Source organism: Legionella norrlandica (assembly GCF_000770585.1).
In the GTDB taxonomy this organism is placed as follows: Bacteria; Pseudomonadota; Gammaproteobacteria; order Legionellales; family Legionellaceae; genus Legionella; species Legionella norrlandica.
This window is the reverse complement of the sequence record NZ_JNCF01000018.1, coordinates 37,123-53,645: the sequence shown is the minus strand read 5'-3', so window position 1 is coordinate 53,645 and position 16,523 is coordinate 37,123. Positions and strand designations below refer to the sequence as shown.

Below are 16,523 nucleotides of genomic sequence, written 5' to 3'. Positions count from 1 at the left end.
AAACTTCAGGGACGTTACCTGATATAAGGCAAAACTTTCTGTCATTGCGAGCGAAGTGATCCAGAACATATTTTTATATAAAATATGTATCGTTTCGCTTCCTTCGCAATGACATCATCAGTGTATTAATACTACCAGCGATAATAATAAGGTCTATAGTAATATCTGTAATAAGGTCTGTAATAATAGGGATATCGATAATAAGGTCCCCAGTATCTATAATAACGAGGGTAAGGTCCCCAATAACGATAACGTACCCAATAGGCTACTTGGGCTGGAGTAGCCTTATTAATTATTGGATTGATATCTCGGTTAACTGCTTTAGCATTTACAGGAGTGACCAAAATTAATGCTCCGATCAGAAGTGTAAAGGCAATTATCAGTTTTAGTAAAGAAGCCTCTTTAAAGATAAAACTTTCCATTTTTTACTCCTTAAAGCATCGGTTATTTAAGTATAGACTATGGAAATCAATATGTTCAATTTTTAATCATTTTATCGTAATTAACGAGAAAATGGTTCGTTGAGACAATAGGGCTCTTACATAACCTGTAGATTTTGAATTCGTTCGCAAAGTTTCGAGAATTTATATGAAGTAAATGAGCATAGGGGAAATGCTTGCAACGCAGCAATAACAATAATGCAAAAGATGCAGGTTACACAAGAGCTCTAATAGATACGTGCTTCTAGCTTGGGGGCTTGAGTATTGAGCTTAACGATGAAAAAAATGCCCTAATCGTTTGGCTGCTGCACGTTCTTCAAGATTTTCTATTTTGTTGTGTGCTATTGACGGTTTAAATAATCGTTGTAACTCTGGGGGATAATGCATATTGCGAGCAATATGTTCGGGTTTGAGCACTGTGTCAGCCAACTGATAATTGAATTGACTTTTTTTCTCAAGTTGCTGGTAAAGGCCGTTGCTTAATATTAACCCATGTTGTAATGCTTGGTGAAAACGAGAGATGGGGCCTTGTAATGCAGCAATATGATCATAAACTATCCCTGGATGTGGTGCCCCTTCAATATTTTCAAGAACTAACTTTAATTCATTGAGTTTCGCTAGAAAAGATTTTTGTTTGTCTATGACCTTAACCATGGTATCCAGTGGTTTATATTGCTTCCTTTGTTGCTGAGATTTCTTTTTATCCAGGGAGTCTTTAAGTTGTTTTTGAGCCAGGATTCGTAATAATGAGTCCACTAAATGATTGAGCATTGATAAAATTTGTTTTAATTCATCTGTTCCTAAAGCAAAAGCCAATCGCTCTATATTAAATTCTAGAGAATGCTTCGCTTCAATACCTAATAATTGAAGCAGATATTGTTGTAGCTGACTTAATTGATTTAGTGCATTTTGTGTATCTAATCTATACTGCAACAACAGAGTCAGGGACTTAAGCGAGTCTAGTTCATCCACTGGAAATTCTTCTGACAGCTCTGCCTCTTGTTTTAGAGAGCCTAAAAGCTGGTTGGATTGATTTAACTCTTCTTCTGCTTGTTTGATGAGCATGGATTGAGATTTAATTAACTTTTCATTCATAAGGGTAATCTAGCCTCAAAAGAGCAGTACTCATATTATTATGATATCACGAATCATGGTGGTTTGTGGATTTTATGGTATTTATGTTCTTGATGATACGATGACTAAGGATGTATTTTGTATTATTCTGAATAAATAGTTTGAATAAGAATTTTTTAAATGGATACAGGGCAAAGCGAATAAAAGCGCAGGACTAGTAACTTTAACATCAGTATTTTTATTTGTATTTATGAAGTAATCGTTGATTTATTGAAAATTTTAAAGGATTCTTATTCAGAATTCTTCTAAAGAAAACTCAATTAAGAATAAATGACTATGGAACAAACCAGCGCTCAAATTATTTTTGATGAAAAAAATGCCACATTCCAGTGTTCTGGCTCCTGGTCTGTTTTATTTCTTGGTGGATTGCCTAAAAAATTTAGTACCAGAGACTTACCGGATTCTCAGCAAATAACCATTGATGGGGAAAAAATTGGCGCATTTGATAGTGCCGGCGCCTTAGCATTAAAGAAATGTATTGATGAGCTGAAAAAAAGAAAAAATCAGGTTGAATTGACTAACTTTTTAGACAGTCATCAGCGAATGCTGGAACTAATCGAATCAAAACAGGATGCCTTATCGTATCAATTGCCTGTTGTCCCGAAAGAAGGCGTTTTATATCAAGTCGGTAAAGAGTCAGAAAATAAATTAGTTCAAATTGATGGGCTAATTATTCTGATAGGTGATTTGAGTACTAAATTGTTTGAGGCCTTTGGTTATTGGCGACGATTTCATTTACCAAGTATTATCTCTATTATTAATTCTGCGGGTTTAAAAGCCTTACCAATATTAGCTCTACTTTCTTTTTTGATAGGAGTTGTTTTGGCTTATCAAATGGGGTTGCAATTAGAGACTTATGGTGCCAATTCTTTTATTTCCTATTTATCTGGTATGGCGATATTTCGGGAGTTTGGCCCATTAATTACAGCCATTATTGTGGCCGGGCGCACCAGCTCATCCTTTACTGCACAAATTGGTAGTATGAAAATTAACGAAGAGATTGACGCCATACTAACTATGGGACTTTCCCCTACTGAATTATTGGTTCTCCCCAAGGTAATAGGCCTATCAATAGTATTTCCTCTATTAATTTTTTGGTCCGATATTTTTAGTATTTTGGGTGCGATGATGATGTCCAAAAATATGTTAAACATTGGTTTTGAAGATTTTCTAACCCGCTTAAGAGACTCTGTGGGGCTTACCCAAATGATGTTAGGTTTATATAAGGCTCCTGCATTTTCCATATTGATTGCTTTGGTAGGATGTTTCCAGGGATTTAGTGTAGAAGCTAATGCCGATAGTATAGGTAGTCAAACTACCAAAAGTGTGGTACAGGCTTTATTTTTAATAATAATCGCTGATGCAGCATTCTCAGTTGCCTATAGTTGGATGAATTTATAAATGAGCACACCAATCATTGAAATAAAGGGCATGAAGAATTTTCTTGGTGATCAATGGGTGCATAGGGATATTAATCTTACTGTAGAGAAAGGAGAAATACTGGCTATTATTGGCGGTTCTGGAAGCGGTAAAACTACTATATTGCGTAGTTTATTGATGTTATTGAAACCGACGGAAGGTAGTATTAAAGTATTTGGAGAAGAGATTTATAAACTTGATCCAGAACAAGCATTGAGACTTAGGCGTCGATGGGGTATGTTGTTTCAGCACAGTGCCTTGTTTTCTGCTATGAATGTTTTGGAAAATATAATGTTTCCAATGAAGGAGTTCACCGATTTGGAGCCAGAGTTTATGCAAGAGCTCGCTCTTCTAAAAATAGCTTTGGTTGGATTACCCAATGAAGCTGCTGTGAAGTTTCCTTCTGAACTCAGTGGGGGGATGCAAAGAAGAGCCGCAGCAGCAAGGGCTATTGCTATGGACCCTGAATTGTTGTTTCTTGATGAACCAACAACAGGATTAGATCCTCGAGGGGCCAGACTTTTTGATGAATTGGTTGTTTTTTTAAGAGATGCGTTAAATTTGACCATAGTCATGGTTAGTCACGATTTAGAATCTTTGAAAAAAACAACTGATCGCGTTGCCTTTATTGGGGATGGAAGAATTCTTAGTGTTGAGCCAATTAAAGAATTAATGAAAAATAAAAACCCATTAATCACTGAATATTTTAGTAAGTTATAGAAATAGAAATATAACAGAGGGGACAGTTTACTTGGAATCTAAAACCAATTATACGATTGTAGGTCTTGTCGTACTTATTTTGCTAGCAGGCCTAATATCTACAGGGTTATGGCTGTCCGTTGGCTTTAGCCAGAAAGAGTATATTTTGTATACTGTGTTTCTTAAAGAGTCTGTTTCAGGGCTTAGTGTGGAATCACCTGTAAAGTATAATGGTGTACAGGTTGGTTATGTAAAGAATATCAAACTGAATAAAAACGATCCTAGACAAGTAGAACTATTATTAAATATTGAAAAAAACACGCCGATAACAACCAGTACTTTTGCAACCCTAATTACACAAGGTATCACAGGGGTTACTTACGTAGGATTATCTGCAGGCTCCTCTGATTTAACTCCGCTGCGAAAAATGCCTGGAGAGCCCCATCCTGTTATCCCCGCCAAGCCCTCTCTACTTAATCAATTGGATGCTGTTTTAAAAGAGGTTGCAGAAAATGTGAGTCAAGTTAGTGAGAAAGCTCAGCTTATTTTTAATGAAGAGAATGCTAATAATATTAAAAAGTCATTAGCCAATATAGAACGAATCACAGAAGTAATTGCAGATAATGGTAAGGCCATAGACAGCTCAATCAATAATTTTGATGTATTTTTTGCTAATATGGCCAAGACCAGTAAAGAATTCCCGAGAGTAGTTAGAGATTTGAAAAAGGGAATTTCAAAATTCCAATCTTTAGCTGACAATATGAGTGCTGCAGGGAAGAATGTTTCTAAAACAATGATTGCAGGGAAAAATACTATCGATCAAATTTCTCAACAAGCTGTTCCTCCAGCAGTGCTTTTGTTGCGACGATTGAATGCCATTTCTGCAAATCTTGAAAAAGTGAGCAATGAAATGAGACAAAATCCATCTGTAATTATTCGAGGCACCAAAGCACCTAAACCTGGTCCAGGGGAATAACTATGAGAATTCTCGGTAGTATTTGTTATATACCCAAGAAACTTCAAAATGCCTTTTTTAGCCATTGCGATTGCTCCAGGGTATTTTTAAGCTTCGAAGTAAGGCAGCCTTTAATTTTTGTGGAGCCAAAAGATCGAGTAGCTTAAAATCTAACATTTCGAAATTTTTTGGATATACATTGGGAATGTTAGCTCTTATAAGCTGTTCCCCTGTCAAAGTACCTGTGACTAATGAATATCAATTAACCGCTTACAGTACTAAACAATTTGTTGCCAAGCCTCAATCTGTAACAATACAGGTTACAGCTCCTGAAGCGGTAGCGGGATATCAAACAGAAGAAATGCTTTACATGAAGAAACCTTATAAACTAGAACCCTATGCAAAAAATGCCTGGACATCGCCTCCAGCTGATATGCTCTTTCCTTTATTGGTCCAAAGCCTGCAGCGTTCAGGTTATTTTTATGCGGTCACATCAAGTCCTTATAGTGAAAAGGCAGATTATCGACTGGATACTCAATTGTTAAGTCTGAAACAGAATTTTATAAAAAAACCCAGTGTTCTTGAGTTTTCTGCCAAAGTAGTATTATCCCATGTTGATGATAATCAAATTTTAGGTTCACGAATTATTAGCCTGCAAATACCCTGCTCAGAAGATACTCCCTATGGTGGTGTTATTGCAGCAAATCAGGCTACTCTTCGATTTACTGCCGCTGTTGCAGACTTTGTTATATCGCACATAAAGCATGATTAGGAATAGCCAAGAAATAAAAAGAATTGTACAATAGCTTTCCGATTATCATATATGTTTTCTAATAATAAAAAGAATTTAAGGAGATTGAGGAATGAAAGCCAGATCGTTTTATAAATTGGGACTACTTGCAGCAAGTGTTGTTCTAGTTGCTGCTTGTTCCAAAACGCCAGGTAGTGCTGAAGGAGCCTCAGTTGGGGAGGGTGATGCCGCTTCCGCACAAGGCTTAGGTCAAATGACTCATTTTGCAGGGCAAGAGCCAGGTGAATCCTATACCACACAGGCTCCTCATAATCAATTGTATTTGTTTTCGTATGATGACAGTACTTTAGCATCGAAATATTTGCCTTCGGTTAATGCTCAGGCTGAATATATGAAGACTCATCCTGGTGCTCGAGTGCTGATCGCTGGACATACTGATGAACGTGGTAGCCGTGAATACAACGTGGCTCTTGGCGAACGTCGTGCCAATACAGTAGCTGATATTTTACGTATGGCTGGCGTAAGCAGACAACAAATTCGCGTAGTTAGCTATGGTAAAGAGCGTCCAGCTAATTATGGACATGATGAAGCGTCTCATGCACAAAATAGACGCGTAGAATTTATCTATGAGGCAACAAGATGATTAATTGCAAAAAATCCATTATCACCGCTTGTTTTATATTGATGCTTCCTTTGACTTTATGGGGGGAAGCACCAGTAATAGATGATAGTGAAAATTTTGCAATGATTGATAGGCAAGAGGAGTTTGATGCTCCTCTGGTCAACCCCAAATACGATGAGCCTCAAATTGAGAATGCTGAGTTGGATGGGCCCCAAAATGATAATTATACCATAGATACTTCTCAACCTTATGATGAACCTGCGCTGGTCAATGAAGATCGAGGTAGTAATGTTAATGACAATGCTAAATTAATTGATAAAATTCAGGAGCTCCAAAAAGAAATACAAGAATTGCGTGGCCAACTTGAAGTGCAGGCGCATGATTTAAAGTTACTACAGCAACAGCAAGTGGCTTTCTATAAAGATTTGGATTCTCGAATATCGAATTCTGCAGGGAAATCGGCTTCAAATAAAGCAGTAGCTGATATTCCATTAGGTACCAGCGCCGCACCCACATTAAATGCGGTTACTACTCCTAAGCCTAAAATTGAACCTGCCGCAGCCAGAAAACCTCAACCTGTTGTTGCTGTCTCCCGGACTAATCCTGCAGATGAGCAAATTAGTTATTTAGCTGCTTACGAATTGGTTAAAAATAAGCGCTATGATGCAGCGGTTAATGCTATGCAAACTTTTGTGCAAAAGTATCCCAAGGGCGGATATACTGCCAACGCAGAATATTGGCTAGGAGAATTGTACCTTGTTAAGAAAGATTATCCAAAAGCTATAGAGCATTTCGAGGTGGTTTTACAGCGATTCCCTTCATCCAGTAAGGCTGCTGCCAGTCTGTTAAAATCAGGGTATGCCTATGCTGAAAAGGGAGATAAACAAGAAGCTCAAAGACGATTTCAACAAGTCGTGAAAACATATCCTGATACACCAACAGCCCAATTAGCTAGCTCTAAATTGAAAGCAATTAATGCTTTATGAAACGGTTTAATGAACAATTAAGAATTACGGAGATATTTCATTCATTACAAGGAGAGTCAGTCACAATAGGTTTACCTACTGTGTTTATACGTCTTACTGGTTGTCCATTACGATGCCAATACTGTGATACAGCTTATGCCTTTTCTGGTGGTGAAGTCAGAGAAATAAAAGATATTTTAGATACTGTTGCTTTATATCAATGTCAGTATGTTTGCGTTACTGGTGGTGAGCCACTTGCTCAACCTGGTTGTATTACATTATTAAGCAAGCTTTGTGATGCAGGTTATTTTGTGTCTTTGGAAACTAGTGGCGCTCGAGATATTGCACAAGTAGACCAGCGAGTTATGATTGTAATGGATCTGAAAACACCAGATTCTCAAGAAGTTGATAAAAATTTATTATCGAACTTGGCTTTTTTAAAACCAACTGATCAGATTAAATTGGTATTATGTAGCCGAAATGATTACGAATGGGCATGCAGTATATTGAATGAATATCAATTAGCTGAGCGAGTGCAACTCTTGTTTTCTCCGAGTTGGAATCAGCTAAATCCTACCGATCTTGCAAATTGGATAATTCAAGATAAATTACCTGTTCGTTTTCAGTTACAATTACATAAGATTTTATGGAATGACGTACCTGGTCATTGATCTCAAGGAGAAACAACTATGCATTGGTTTGCTCAGGCACCAGCCAATATCGCTTTGATCAAATATATGGGCAAAAAAGATGAGGATTCAAATTTGCCTGATAATTCTTCCTTGTCATATACCCTAAATAATTTATTAAGTTCAGTGAAATTGGAAAAGCTCCCCACTAAAAAGGATATATGGGAGCCATTATATATTCCTGGTGCAATAGAGGAATTTAATTTGTCGGTTGAAGCGCAGCAACGGTTTATAGATCATTTGATAAGATTAAAAGACCATTTTGGATACGTTGGAGGATTTCTAATCCAATCTAGTAATAATTTCCCACATAGCACTGGCTTGGCAAGTTCTGCATCTAGTTTTGCAGCTTTAACAAAATGCGCGTCAATTGCATTAAGTGAGCTCACTCAGAGGTCCTTACCATCTATTGATGAACAAGCGCAGCTTAGTCGGTTAGGTTCTGGTTCATCATGCCGTTCTTTTTATGCGCCCTGGGCATTATGGACTGGAGATAAAGTTTCTTCTATCGATTTGCCTTATAAAGATTTATTGCACCAGGTTATCGTAATAAGTAGCCAGGAAAAAGGGATACCTTCTCGACAAGCACACAAATTAGTTAAAACAAGTCCATTTTATGAAAAACGAAGCCAAAGAGCTGAAGAGAATTTGAAATTATTACTAAGTGCTTTTGAAGCGAAAGATTGGACAAATATATATCAAATTTGCTGGCGAGAATTTCTTGACATGCACCAATTATTTAAAACGTGTGAAAAGCCATTCTCTTATATAACAGATAATACTTTGAATATATTGAATATTATTGAAAAATTTTGGGATGAAAAGGGCGATGGACCTATTGTAACTATGGATGCAGGCCCGAATGTACATTTGCTTTATCGACCTGATCAAACAGAATTGGCTCTCCAATTTAAGTCTGATTATTTAGTGGGAAATTATGATGTTTTATGATTTTGAAACCACTACTTACGGTAAATGGATTTTGGCTGGAGAGCATGCCGTTGTGAGAGGTCATGAAGCTTTAGTATTTCCCATTAAAGAAAGACAATTATCTTTGCGATACCTTCCCTCCTCGCCTTCGTTAAGTGCAGAATTTACAGGTCCTAGTGGTTCTGATATGCATTTATTGTTTTGGAGCGTATTAGAAAGAGGCATGAATCTGTTAGGACGTTCGTTGAACCAACTAGGCGGACATTTTTATTTGGAAACCAATATTCCTGTGGGAGTAGGCATGGGAGCCTCAGCGGCACTTTGTGTTGCCATGAGTCGATGGTATTGTACGCAGGGAATGATTGGGGATAATCAATGTAGTGAATTTGCAAAGCAATTAGAGCATCTATTCCATGGTAAAAGTAGTGGTTTAGATATCGCAGGTGTTGCATCAGAAACTGGTGTGTACTTTAAATCAGGTCTTTGTACGCCAATAACTCAAACTATTCGGCCTTACTGGTATTTGTCTTCTTGTAACCAAATTGGAATAACTTCTCATTGTATACAGCAAGTACAAAATTTGTGGGGCAAAAATGCAGAGCTAGCCGAGCGGATAGATAGGCAAATGATAGAATCCGTCCATGAAGCAAGGCACGCCCTTGAAAAGGGCGGGAGTACTGCTTTAGAGAGTTTGGCTAGAGCTATTAACAAGGCCTCAGATTGTTTCTTTCAGTGGGGCTTGGTAAGTGAAAGCCTACAGCAGCATATGAGCCATTTATTTGCTGATGGAGCTATTGCTGTTAAACCAACTGGCTCAGGAGGCGGTGGTTTTGTTCTGAGCCTTTGGGATAAGAAACCCCCACAACATTTGGAATTAATAGCAGTGTAAGAGTTAATCAACAAATTGATAATACACTTCATTTTCTTTAATCATGCCTAATTCATATCGAGCTTGTTCCTCGAGGGCTTGATCACCACTCTTTAATTCTTTAATATCTGCTTCTAATGCTTTGTTTCTAGAGGCTAATTTATCATTCTCTTTTTTATATTCTGCTAATTTTTTTTCGAGTTTAATCCACTGGACAATATTTCCATCACCTAGCCATAGCTTATGTTGTAAAACAACTAAAGCAATAATTAAGATAATGAATATAGGGCGCATAGAGTTTTCTATAGATGAATATATCTAATTAATATTGTAGTCCTTTATTGCAGAAGGGAGCAATATCTGGCGGAGGTAATAGTATTAAAATTTTTATCTAACTGGTTTTAAATTGTTTTTTTTTATTGGCCCCATTATTTCATTTATATCGGTATAGACTGGCGCTTAACGAAGTAAAACTCAACACTTTATGAATTTCTTATTGCAAAAATAATGAGAAATTCCTAATAAGGTATTGAATTTTCGCTAATCTAAGCCATGCATAAAGCAACAATTCCGAATTAACGTCTTAATATATTTTTCCCGGCATAAGATAAAGAAGCTGATTCATTTATTCGTAGTAACTGATTATATTTAGCAGTTCTATCCGTACGGCACAAGGAGCCTGTTTTAATTTGGCCACAGCCAGTGGCAACTGCGAGATCAGCAATAAAGGTATCTTCTGTTTCACCTGAACGATGCGACATAATACATCGATATCCATTGTCATGAGCCAGTTTAATAGCTTGTCTTGTTTCGCTTAAAGTGCCTATTTGGTTAACCTTGATTAAAATAGCATTGGCAATTCCCTGTGTAATTCCTTCTTGTAAAATATTAGGATTGGTTACAAATAAATCATCTCCAACCAGTTGAATTTTATCCCCTAAATGAATGGTTAATTGTCTCCAGCCGGCCCAATCTTTTTCATCCAATCCATCTTCTATGCTGATTATGGGATAGCTGGAAACAAGATTGGCGTAATATTCTATGAGTTGAAAAGAATCAAATTTTTGGTTTTCGGAGGCCATATAATAAAAACCCTGATTAAAGAGTTCGGAGGCGGCCACATCCAAAGCAAATACAATGTCTTCACCTAAACGAAAACCTGCTTTTTCAATTGCTTCACTCAGTAGATCCAATGCTTGGCGATTAGATTGAATATTAGGGGCAAAACCACCTTCATCACCAATTGCTGTATTTAACCCCTGCTTTTTTAAAACAGATTTCAATACATGAAAAATTTCTGCTCCCATTTGCAATGCCGTTGGAAAGTTAGGAGCACCAATTGGCATGATCATAAATTCTTGAATATCCACATTGTTATCGGCGTGAGCTCCTCCGTTAAGAATATTCATCATGGGAACCGGCATGCTCATTATCTCATCCCGATTAAGCGCCTTATAAAGTGGCAGGTTAAGAGACAATGCTCTTGCTCGGGCACAAGCAAGCGATGTCGCCAGAATGGCATTAGCTCCAAGATGAGATTTATTTTCTGTATTATCCAATTGGCATAGTATGCTATCTAAATTCTCTTGATTTTCAACAGACAATCCATGTAAAGCTTGATTGATTTCATTATTAACGTGTCCAACCGCCTTTCGTACCCCTTTACCAGCATATCGCCCCGGATCATTATCTCTTAACTCACAAGCCTCTCTACTTCCTGTAGAAGCACCAGAAGGAACACTGGCTCTTCCAAGAATCCCATTCCTAAGAGCGACATCTGCTTCGACGGTAGGGTTACCGCGTGAATCTAATATTTCACGTGCTTGAATTTTCTGTATCTGCATTATAGTTCCTAATTTTTTAAATTCATTAATTTAAATACATATTGCCTCAAGATTTATAAGAGCATTAACTAATGGCATTAAAGGTAAACCAAGAATCGTGTCTTCTTTTCCTATGACTTCTTTAAATAACCATTTCCCTTGAGTTTCGAATTGATAAGCACCACAACTTTGATAAGGTTCTTCTGCTTGCAGATAAGCTTCAATTGTTTCCTTACTCAGGTGATGTAATGTCAATGTCGCAATATCATAATGTTGCCAAAGTATTTTGCTTTTTTTAGCAATACATAGGCAAGCAATTTGTTGATGCTGTTTCCCACTCAATTCCTGTAAGTGTTTTACAGCTGTTTGGTGATTGAGCGGTTTGTTAAATACTTTATTGTCGGCAATGCATAATTGATCTGCTGCGATTATATAATGCTCTGGATAACGCTGGCTCACTTCTAATGCTTTGGTTTTCGCGAGAGTGATTCCTAATTTAATTAACTCTTCAGAATCATGCGCTGTTTTAATCTCTTCTTCATTGCAATTGGATGGGACAACCAGAAAGTCCAAGCCAAGTGACTTAAGCAGTTTATATCTTATAGTAGAAGAAGAGGCAAGAACAATTGGTTTTTGTTGGAAAAATTTAGACATAGATTGCCACCGATGCCATTAACAAAAAGCCTATGATTACGAAACTGAAATCTTTTAAATTACAGCAACGCTCCACTAGGACACATCGTTCCAGTCCATGCAGAGTTCCCAAATAAAGGAAGGTCCCTGCCGAGGCTGCAATTAAAATAGGGTCAAATAAGGAATTGGTTTCTACACCATAACCAAAATACCATCCAAAATAGATACCAAAAGGGGTCATAAGGCTAAATAATAAAAAAAACACCATGCTTTTGGTTGTACTCATTGAGCTCTTATTGAGTTGTACTGCTATGGCAAAGCTTTCTGCCCATTTATGAGTAATAATTGCTAAAAACAACATGATGATCATAGAGTTGTATTGAGTAAAGCCCAAAGCTGCACCAACCATTAGGGAATGAATGGAAAGCATGGCCCAGGCTAGTATAGCGAAAGCTGGATGGTTGGTTTTATGATGGTGGTATAATTCTTTTCCTAAGTGTTCAAACCATAAAAAAATTAGAAATACGGCTCCTGCAATAATAAATGCAAATGGATAGTTATAACCCATGCTTTTAAATAAGGTGTTTGCTTCAGGTAACATATGCAAAAGTGCGGCACCTAAAAAAACGCCTGTTGCCAGTGTTTCACCTATAGGGAAATCAACATGCGCATCGTCTTTAACACGCTGTTTAAAAGGATACCAGCCTGCAAGAAGTATGACTACAAATATTAAAAAAGCAAAAATAATTTTTAAACTGGCTGCAGACAACATGAAGCATTCCTACTTTAAAAGGCATATATTATCCTGAAATGATTCATTGAATCCACTAGAGATTAGATCTAAATTTTAGACATGATAAACCGTTTCATGCATGCTAAATAAACGGATTTCTTCTATATCAGTCTGAGGTTTCAATGCTAAAGTAATTTTATGGTGCAACACTTTCCATTGATTAAAATCTTCTGAACAAGCAATGTCCAACCCTAATTTTCCATTCAAGTAATGTATATTCCAAAACAAAATCTGTGGAAAATCCTGATGAATATCATTCATTATTTTTTCCAGTAATACCTTTCTGTTCGGCAAATGTAAGGATGGGCATGAAGTTTCATCATCTTCGGGGTCGACATGAACAATGACGTCTTTGACACAATCAATTTTCTTCAGCAGGGTGTGGTGAACATGTTGTGCAATATAATGTCCTTCGGATACTGATATTTTAGGAGAAACTAAAATATGGACATCAATGAGTACATCACCACCCATAAGACGACTTCGCAGTTGATGAATTCGTTTTACCCCATCAATGCTTTGGATCACTTGTTCGATTTGCAATAATAACTTGGCATCGACGGCAGTATCTACTAGCTCTTTTACACTATTCCAACCATAATTCCATCCCATTTTCACAATCATAAGACTTACTATGATCGCAGCAATGGCATCCAGATAAAGAAGTCCCCCCAGGCTACCAATTAATCCAATAAGTACTACTATTGACGAAGCTGCATCCGAGCGATGGTGCCACGCATTAGCAATGATTAATTGGGATTTAATGCGTTTTCCTATATGTCGAGTATAATGAAATAAGATTTCATTGGCGATTATTGAAAAACATACAATAGGTACGGATAGCCAGTTTGGCATGGTATGTTCGGATTTGATCAATTCATCAATGGAGTCCCAGGCAATACCACAACCAGCCAAAATAAGTAAAAGCGACAGCAATAAAGTTGCTGCTGTTTCAATTCGCTGGTGGCCATAAGGATGAGAGTCGTCAGCACCAATACTTCCGTATTTGGAGGCAAATACTACCATTACATCAGTAATTAAATCTGAAATGGAGTGAAATCCATCTGCGACGAGGGCATGGGAATGATATAAAAATCCACCAACCAGTTTGACAATACCAAGCAATGCATTAACAAAGGCTCCAATCAAGGTGACTTTTTTTGCTTGCCAATACCTATCATCCGGGTACATTACGGTTCCTCTTCCAATCCCAAATAGTTTTGGATTTCTATAATAACCATTAGAAAAGAAACTATAACATTTTATAGTATGTGTTCCTATCTAGATCTTTATTAAATTCTGCTATGGAAAGTGATTGCAACCTTTATACGAATTGCACGTTTCTATACGGTAATTTTAATCTGCCCTGGATAGGTCATTATTGATGTTATCTATTTTTCACTTAAAACACATTGGAAAGTTCTGAATCAGTTAGAGAACAGGCTGATTTTATAAGGTGTTTTTCATTCTGCTCACAGAGTTATCCACAGATTTTGTGGATAAAAGTATGGTGGTGAGATTCAGGAAAAAATCAAGAAAACCCTTATGGATAAAGGACTACAGCGAATCTATCAGGTATGTTGGGAGGAGTTTTATATTGTTAACTTTTAAAGTTATCCACAGAATAGTGGAAAGGCGGATTTAATAATTACTTATCTATGTTAGCAAAGAAAAAAATAAAAAACAGTCTTGACTTCAGAAATTTTAATTATTTTTTTAACTTTGTAAAAATTGCTCAAAATGACCTAACCATCGTTGGGTAATTGTCCTTGCTGTTTTTGGCCTTTCATGGGTTAATTGTCTTGCAAAAGGAAGTAGAAGATTTAAAAGGGCTTTATCGCGCTGTAAATTAGCTATTTTAAATTGCCTGAAGCCGGTTTGTCGGGTACCTAATAGTTCTCCAGCTCCCCTTAACTCCAAATCTTTTTCCGAGATAAGAAAACCATCTGTTGTAGAACGCATTATTTTTAATCGCTCAGCGCCTTGTTGGGATAAAGGTGATTGATAAAGTAATAAGCAATGGGATTGAGTATTTCCTCTACCAACCCGGCCACGCAATTGATGTAATTGAGACAATCCAAGACGCTCTGCGTTTTCAATGATCATTAAACTGGCATTGGGTACATCAACACCTACCTCTATCACCGTTGTTGCTACTAATAAATCAATTTCTCCCTTCTTAAAAGCAGCCATTGTTGCTTCTTTTTCTTTTGCTTTCATTCGTCCGTGAACTAGGCCTACTCGTGCAAAAGGCAATTGTTCCTGTAGTTTTTGTGAGGTATCGGTTGCTGCTATGCATTGCAGCTTTTCGGATTCTTCAATCAGAGTACAAACCCAGTAGGCTTGTCTGCCATCGGCAATAGCGGCTTGTAAGCGGTGGATAATTAAATCTCGTTTATTCTGGTTTAATACTGCTGTTGTAATTGGAGTACGCCCCGGGGGTAATTCGTCAATTACGGAGATATCTAAATGAGCAAAATGAGACATTGATAATGTTCTCGGATAGGTGTTGCAGTCATCAACAATTGATGGGGGATTAATTGGTTTAATTGCCCTTTCTGCTGCAGAAGTAAACGTTGCTCTACCCCAAATCGATGTTGTTCATCAATAATAACCAAGCCCAAGCGTGCAAATTCTACTTTATCTTGAAATAAGGCATGGGTTCCAATTACCAATTGGCAACTAGTATCCTGAAGTGAGGTAAGTGCTATTTTTCTTTCTGCGGCTTTCATTTTCCCACTAAGCCTTAACACGTTCACACCCATAGGCTCTAACCACTTGATTAGATTATTGGTATGTTGTTCACTTAATAAATCAGTGGGTGCCATAAAGGCCACTTGGTATCCTTGTGAGATAGCTTGTAAGGCAGCAAGTGCTGCGATAACGGTTTTGCCTGCTCCAACATCTCCTTGCACTAAGCGAAGCATAGGCTTGCTTTGCATTAAATCATGACTAATTTCCTTGGCAACTCGTTGTTGTGCCTTAGTAAGACTAAAGGGAAGGGATTTAATAAAGCGGGAATAGAGATTGTTGACAAGCAAAATTGGAGGAGCTTGGAGTTCATTCCTGGATTGTCTTGCAAACTGCATACTTAGTTGTTGCGCTAGCAATTCATCAAATATTAGTCTTTTGAGTGCTGGATGTTCGCCTTTCTCCAAACTGGAAAGAGCGGTATCGGGAGGAGGATTATGCAGAAATTTGATGGCATCACCTAGATTATAGAAATTATTCTCCAGCAATTGCTGTTCACTCATCCATTCTAATTGATGCAGTTCTTGTTCACTTTGTTCTAAGACAATTTTAACTAACTGTCTTAACTTGGATTGGGTTAAGCCCTGAGTAGTTGGATAGATGGGGGTAAGAGTTTCTTCTACAGGGAAGTGAGATCCTTGATCAAGCAACTGATATTCAGGATGGATCATTTCTAATTGGCTGTTAAACCCACGGACTTCGCCAAAGGCGCGAATCATGGTGCTGCTATTTAAAGCTAAAATTTGTTGTTTATTGAAGTGAAAAAAACGCAGCTTAATTACTCCTGATTTGTCTTCAATATAACAATGTAGCATCATTTTTTTGCCGTATTTAATTTCAGTTTTGCATACATGACCGGCGATGACACACCACTCATTAGGGCGTAAATCTTGGATTGGTGTTATCCTGGTTCTATCTTGGTACTTATAAGGTAAATGAAAAAGTAGGTCTTGTATGGTAAAAATCCCGCATCTGGCAAGCTTTGCTGCAAGAGTTGGTCCAACACCAGTTAAATATTCACAAGAGTTACTTAGCACGGTATTATCTAAAG

At 37.4% G+C, this 16,523-nt stretch carries 16 protein-coding genes and 1 pseudogene; 9 read left to right on the top strand and 8 right to left on the bottom strand.

Annotated features, from left to right (window positions below):
* Positions 1 to 131: 131 nt before the first annotated feature.
* Both OK13_RS06440 and OK13_RS06435 read right to left on the bottom strand, forming a co-directional pair.
* Positions 132 to 422 (bottom strand): hypothetical protein, encoded by a 291-nt coding sequence (locus OK13_RS06440; RefSeq protein WP_035889036.1) that lies wholly within the window; start codon positions 420 to 422, stop codon positions 132 to 134.
* A gap of 288 nt (positions 423 to 710) precedes the next feature.
* The gene (locus OK13_RS06435) at positions 711 to 1,535 is read right to left on the bottom strand and encodes a hypothetical protein (RefSeq protein WP_035889035.1); all 825 of its coding nucleotides are present in this window, start codon (positions 1,533 to 1,535) and stop codon (positions 711 to 713) included.
* A 315-nt stretch (positions 1,536 to 1,850) separates the two neighbouring features.
* Here OK13_RS06435 and OK13_RS06430 point away from each other — a divergent pair, with 315 nt between their 5' ends.
* From OK13_RS06430 to OK13_RS06390, 9 genes are all read left to right on the top strand, one after another.
* The gene (locus tag OK13_RS06430; protein ID WP_035889033.1) at positions 1,851 to 2,975 is read left to right on the top strand and encodes an MlaE family ABC transporter permease; all 1,125 of its coding nucleotides are present in this window, start codon (positions 1,851 to 1,853) and stop codon (positions 2,973 to 2,975) included.
* A complete protein-coding gene (locus OK13_RS06425) occupies positions 2,976 to 3,713 on the top strand; it encodes an ABC transporter ATP-binding protein (RefSeq protein WP_035889031.1) in 738 nt (245 codons plus the stop codon).
* Positions 3,714 to 3,744: 31 nt separating this feature from the next.
* Positions 3,745 to 4,668: an MlaD family protein gene (locus OK13_RS06420; RefSeq protein ID WP_035889028.1), complete on the top strand. Its 924-nt coding sequence runs from the start codon at positions 3,745 to 3,747 to the stop codon at positions 4,666 to 4,668.
* A 184-nt stretch (positions 4,669 to 4,852) separates the two neighbouring features.
* Entirely contained in the window at positions 4,853 to 5,419 is a 567-nt protein-coding gene (locus tag OK13_RS06415; RefSeq protein ID WP_035889026.1) for an ABC-type transport auxiliary lipoprotein family protein, read from the top strand.
* Between the two features lie 91 nt (positions 5,420 to 5,510).
* Complete coding sequence (pal, locus tag OK13_RS06410) at positions 5,511 to 6,041, top strand: peptidoglycan-associated lipoprotein Pal (protein WP_035889021.1); 531 nt, start codon at positions 5,511 to 5,513, stop codon at positions 6,039 to 6,041.
* The gene (ybgF, locus tag OK13_RS06405; protein WP_035889015.1) at positions 6,038 to 7,006 is read left to right on the top strand and encodes a tol-pal system protein YbgF; all 969 of its coding nucleotides are present in this window, start codon (positions 6,038 to 6,040) and stop codon (positions 7,004 to 7,006) included. The genes pal and ybgF overlap by 4 nt, the downstream gene beginning before the upstream one ends.
* Positions 7,003 to 7,656 (top strand): 7-carboxy-7-deazaguanine synthase QueE, encoded by a 654-nt coding sequence (gene queE / locus OK13_RS06400; protein WP_035889011.1) that lies wholly within the window; start codon positions 7,003 to 7,005, stop codon positions 7,654 to 7,656. Before ybgF ends, queE begins: the two co-directional genes overlap by 4 nt.
* Before the next feature lie 18 nt (positions 7,657 to 7,674).
* Positions 7,675 to 8,625 (top strand): diphosphomevalonate decarboxylase, encoded by a 951-nt coding sequence (locus OK13_RS06395; protein ID WP_035889009.1) that lies wholly within the window; start codon positions 7,675 to 7,677, stop codon positions 8,623 to 8,625.
* Positions 8,615 to 9,493 (top strand): mevalonate kinase family protein, encoded by an 879-nt coding sequence (locus OK13_RS06390; RefSeq protein WP_035889007.1) that lies wholly within the window; start codon positions 8,615 to 8,617, stop codon positions 9,491 to 9,493. Before OK13_RS06395 ends, OK13_RS06390 begins: the two co-directional genes overlap by 11 nt.
* A gap of 3 nt (positions 9,494 to 9,496) precedes the next feature.
* Here the strand turns inward: OK13_RS06390 and ftsB are convergent, their stop codons facing one another.
* The 6 genes and pseudogenes from ftsB to recG all read right to left on the bottom strand — a co-directional run bounded on the left by ftsB (position 9,497) and on the right by recG (position 16,509).
* A complete protein-coding gene (gene ftsB, locus OK13_RS06385; protein WP_035889001.1) occupies positions 9,497 to 9,766 on the bottom strand; it encodes a cell division protein FtsB in 270 nt (89 codons plus the stop codon).
* Positions 9,767 to 10,047: 281 nt separating this feature from the next.
* The gene (gene eno / locus OK13_RS06380; protein ID WP_035889000.1) at positions 10,048 to 11,316 is read right to left on the bottom strand and encodes a phosphopyruvate hydratase; all 1,269 of its coding nucleotides are present in this window, start codon (positions 11,314 to 11,316) and stop codon (positions 10,048 to 10,050) included.
* Between the two features lie 30 nt (positions 11,317 to 11,346).
* The gene (locus OK13_RS06375) at positions 11,347 to 11,949 is read right to left on the bottom strand and encodes a Maf family protein (RefSeq protein ID WP_035888998.1); all 603 of its coding nucleotides are present in this window, start codon (positions 11,947 to 11,949) and stop codon (positions 11,347 to 11,349) included.
* Entirely contained in the window at positions 11,942 to 12,700 is a 759-nt protein-coding gene (locus OK13_RS06370; protein WP_035888997.1) for a ZIP family metal transporter, read from the bottom strand. Before OK13_RS06370 ends, OK13_RS06375 begins: the two co-directional genes overlap by 8 nt.
* 75 nt (positions 12,701 to 12,775) lie before the next feature.
* Entirely contained in the window at positions 12,776 to 13,912 is a 1,137-nt protein-coding gene (locus tag OK13_RS06365) for a cation diffusion facilitator family transporter (RefSeq protein ID WP_035888996.1), read from the bottom strand.
* A gap of 525 nt (positions 13,913 to 14,437) precedes the next feature.
* A pseudogene (recG, locus tag OK13_RS06360) lies at positions 14,438 to 16,509 on the bottom strand (ATP-dependent DNA helicase RecG).
* Positions 16,510 to 16,523 lie beyond the last annotated feature (14 nt).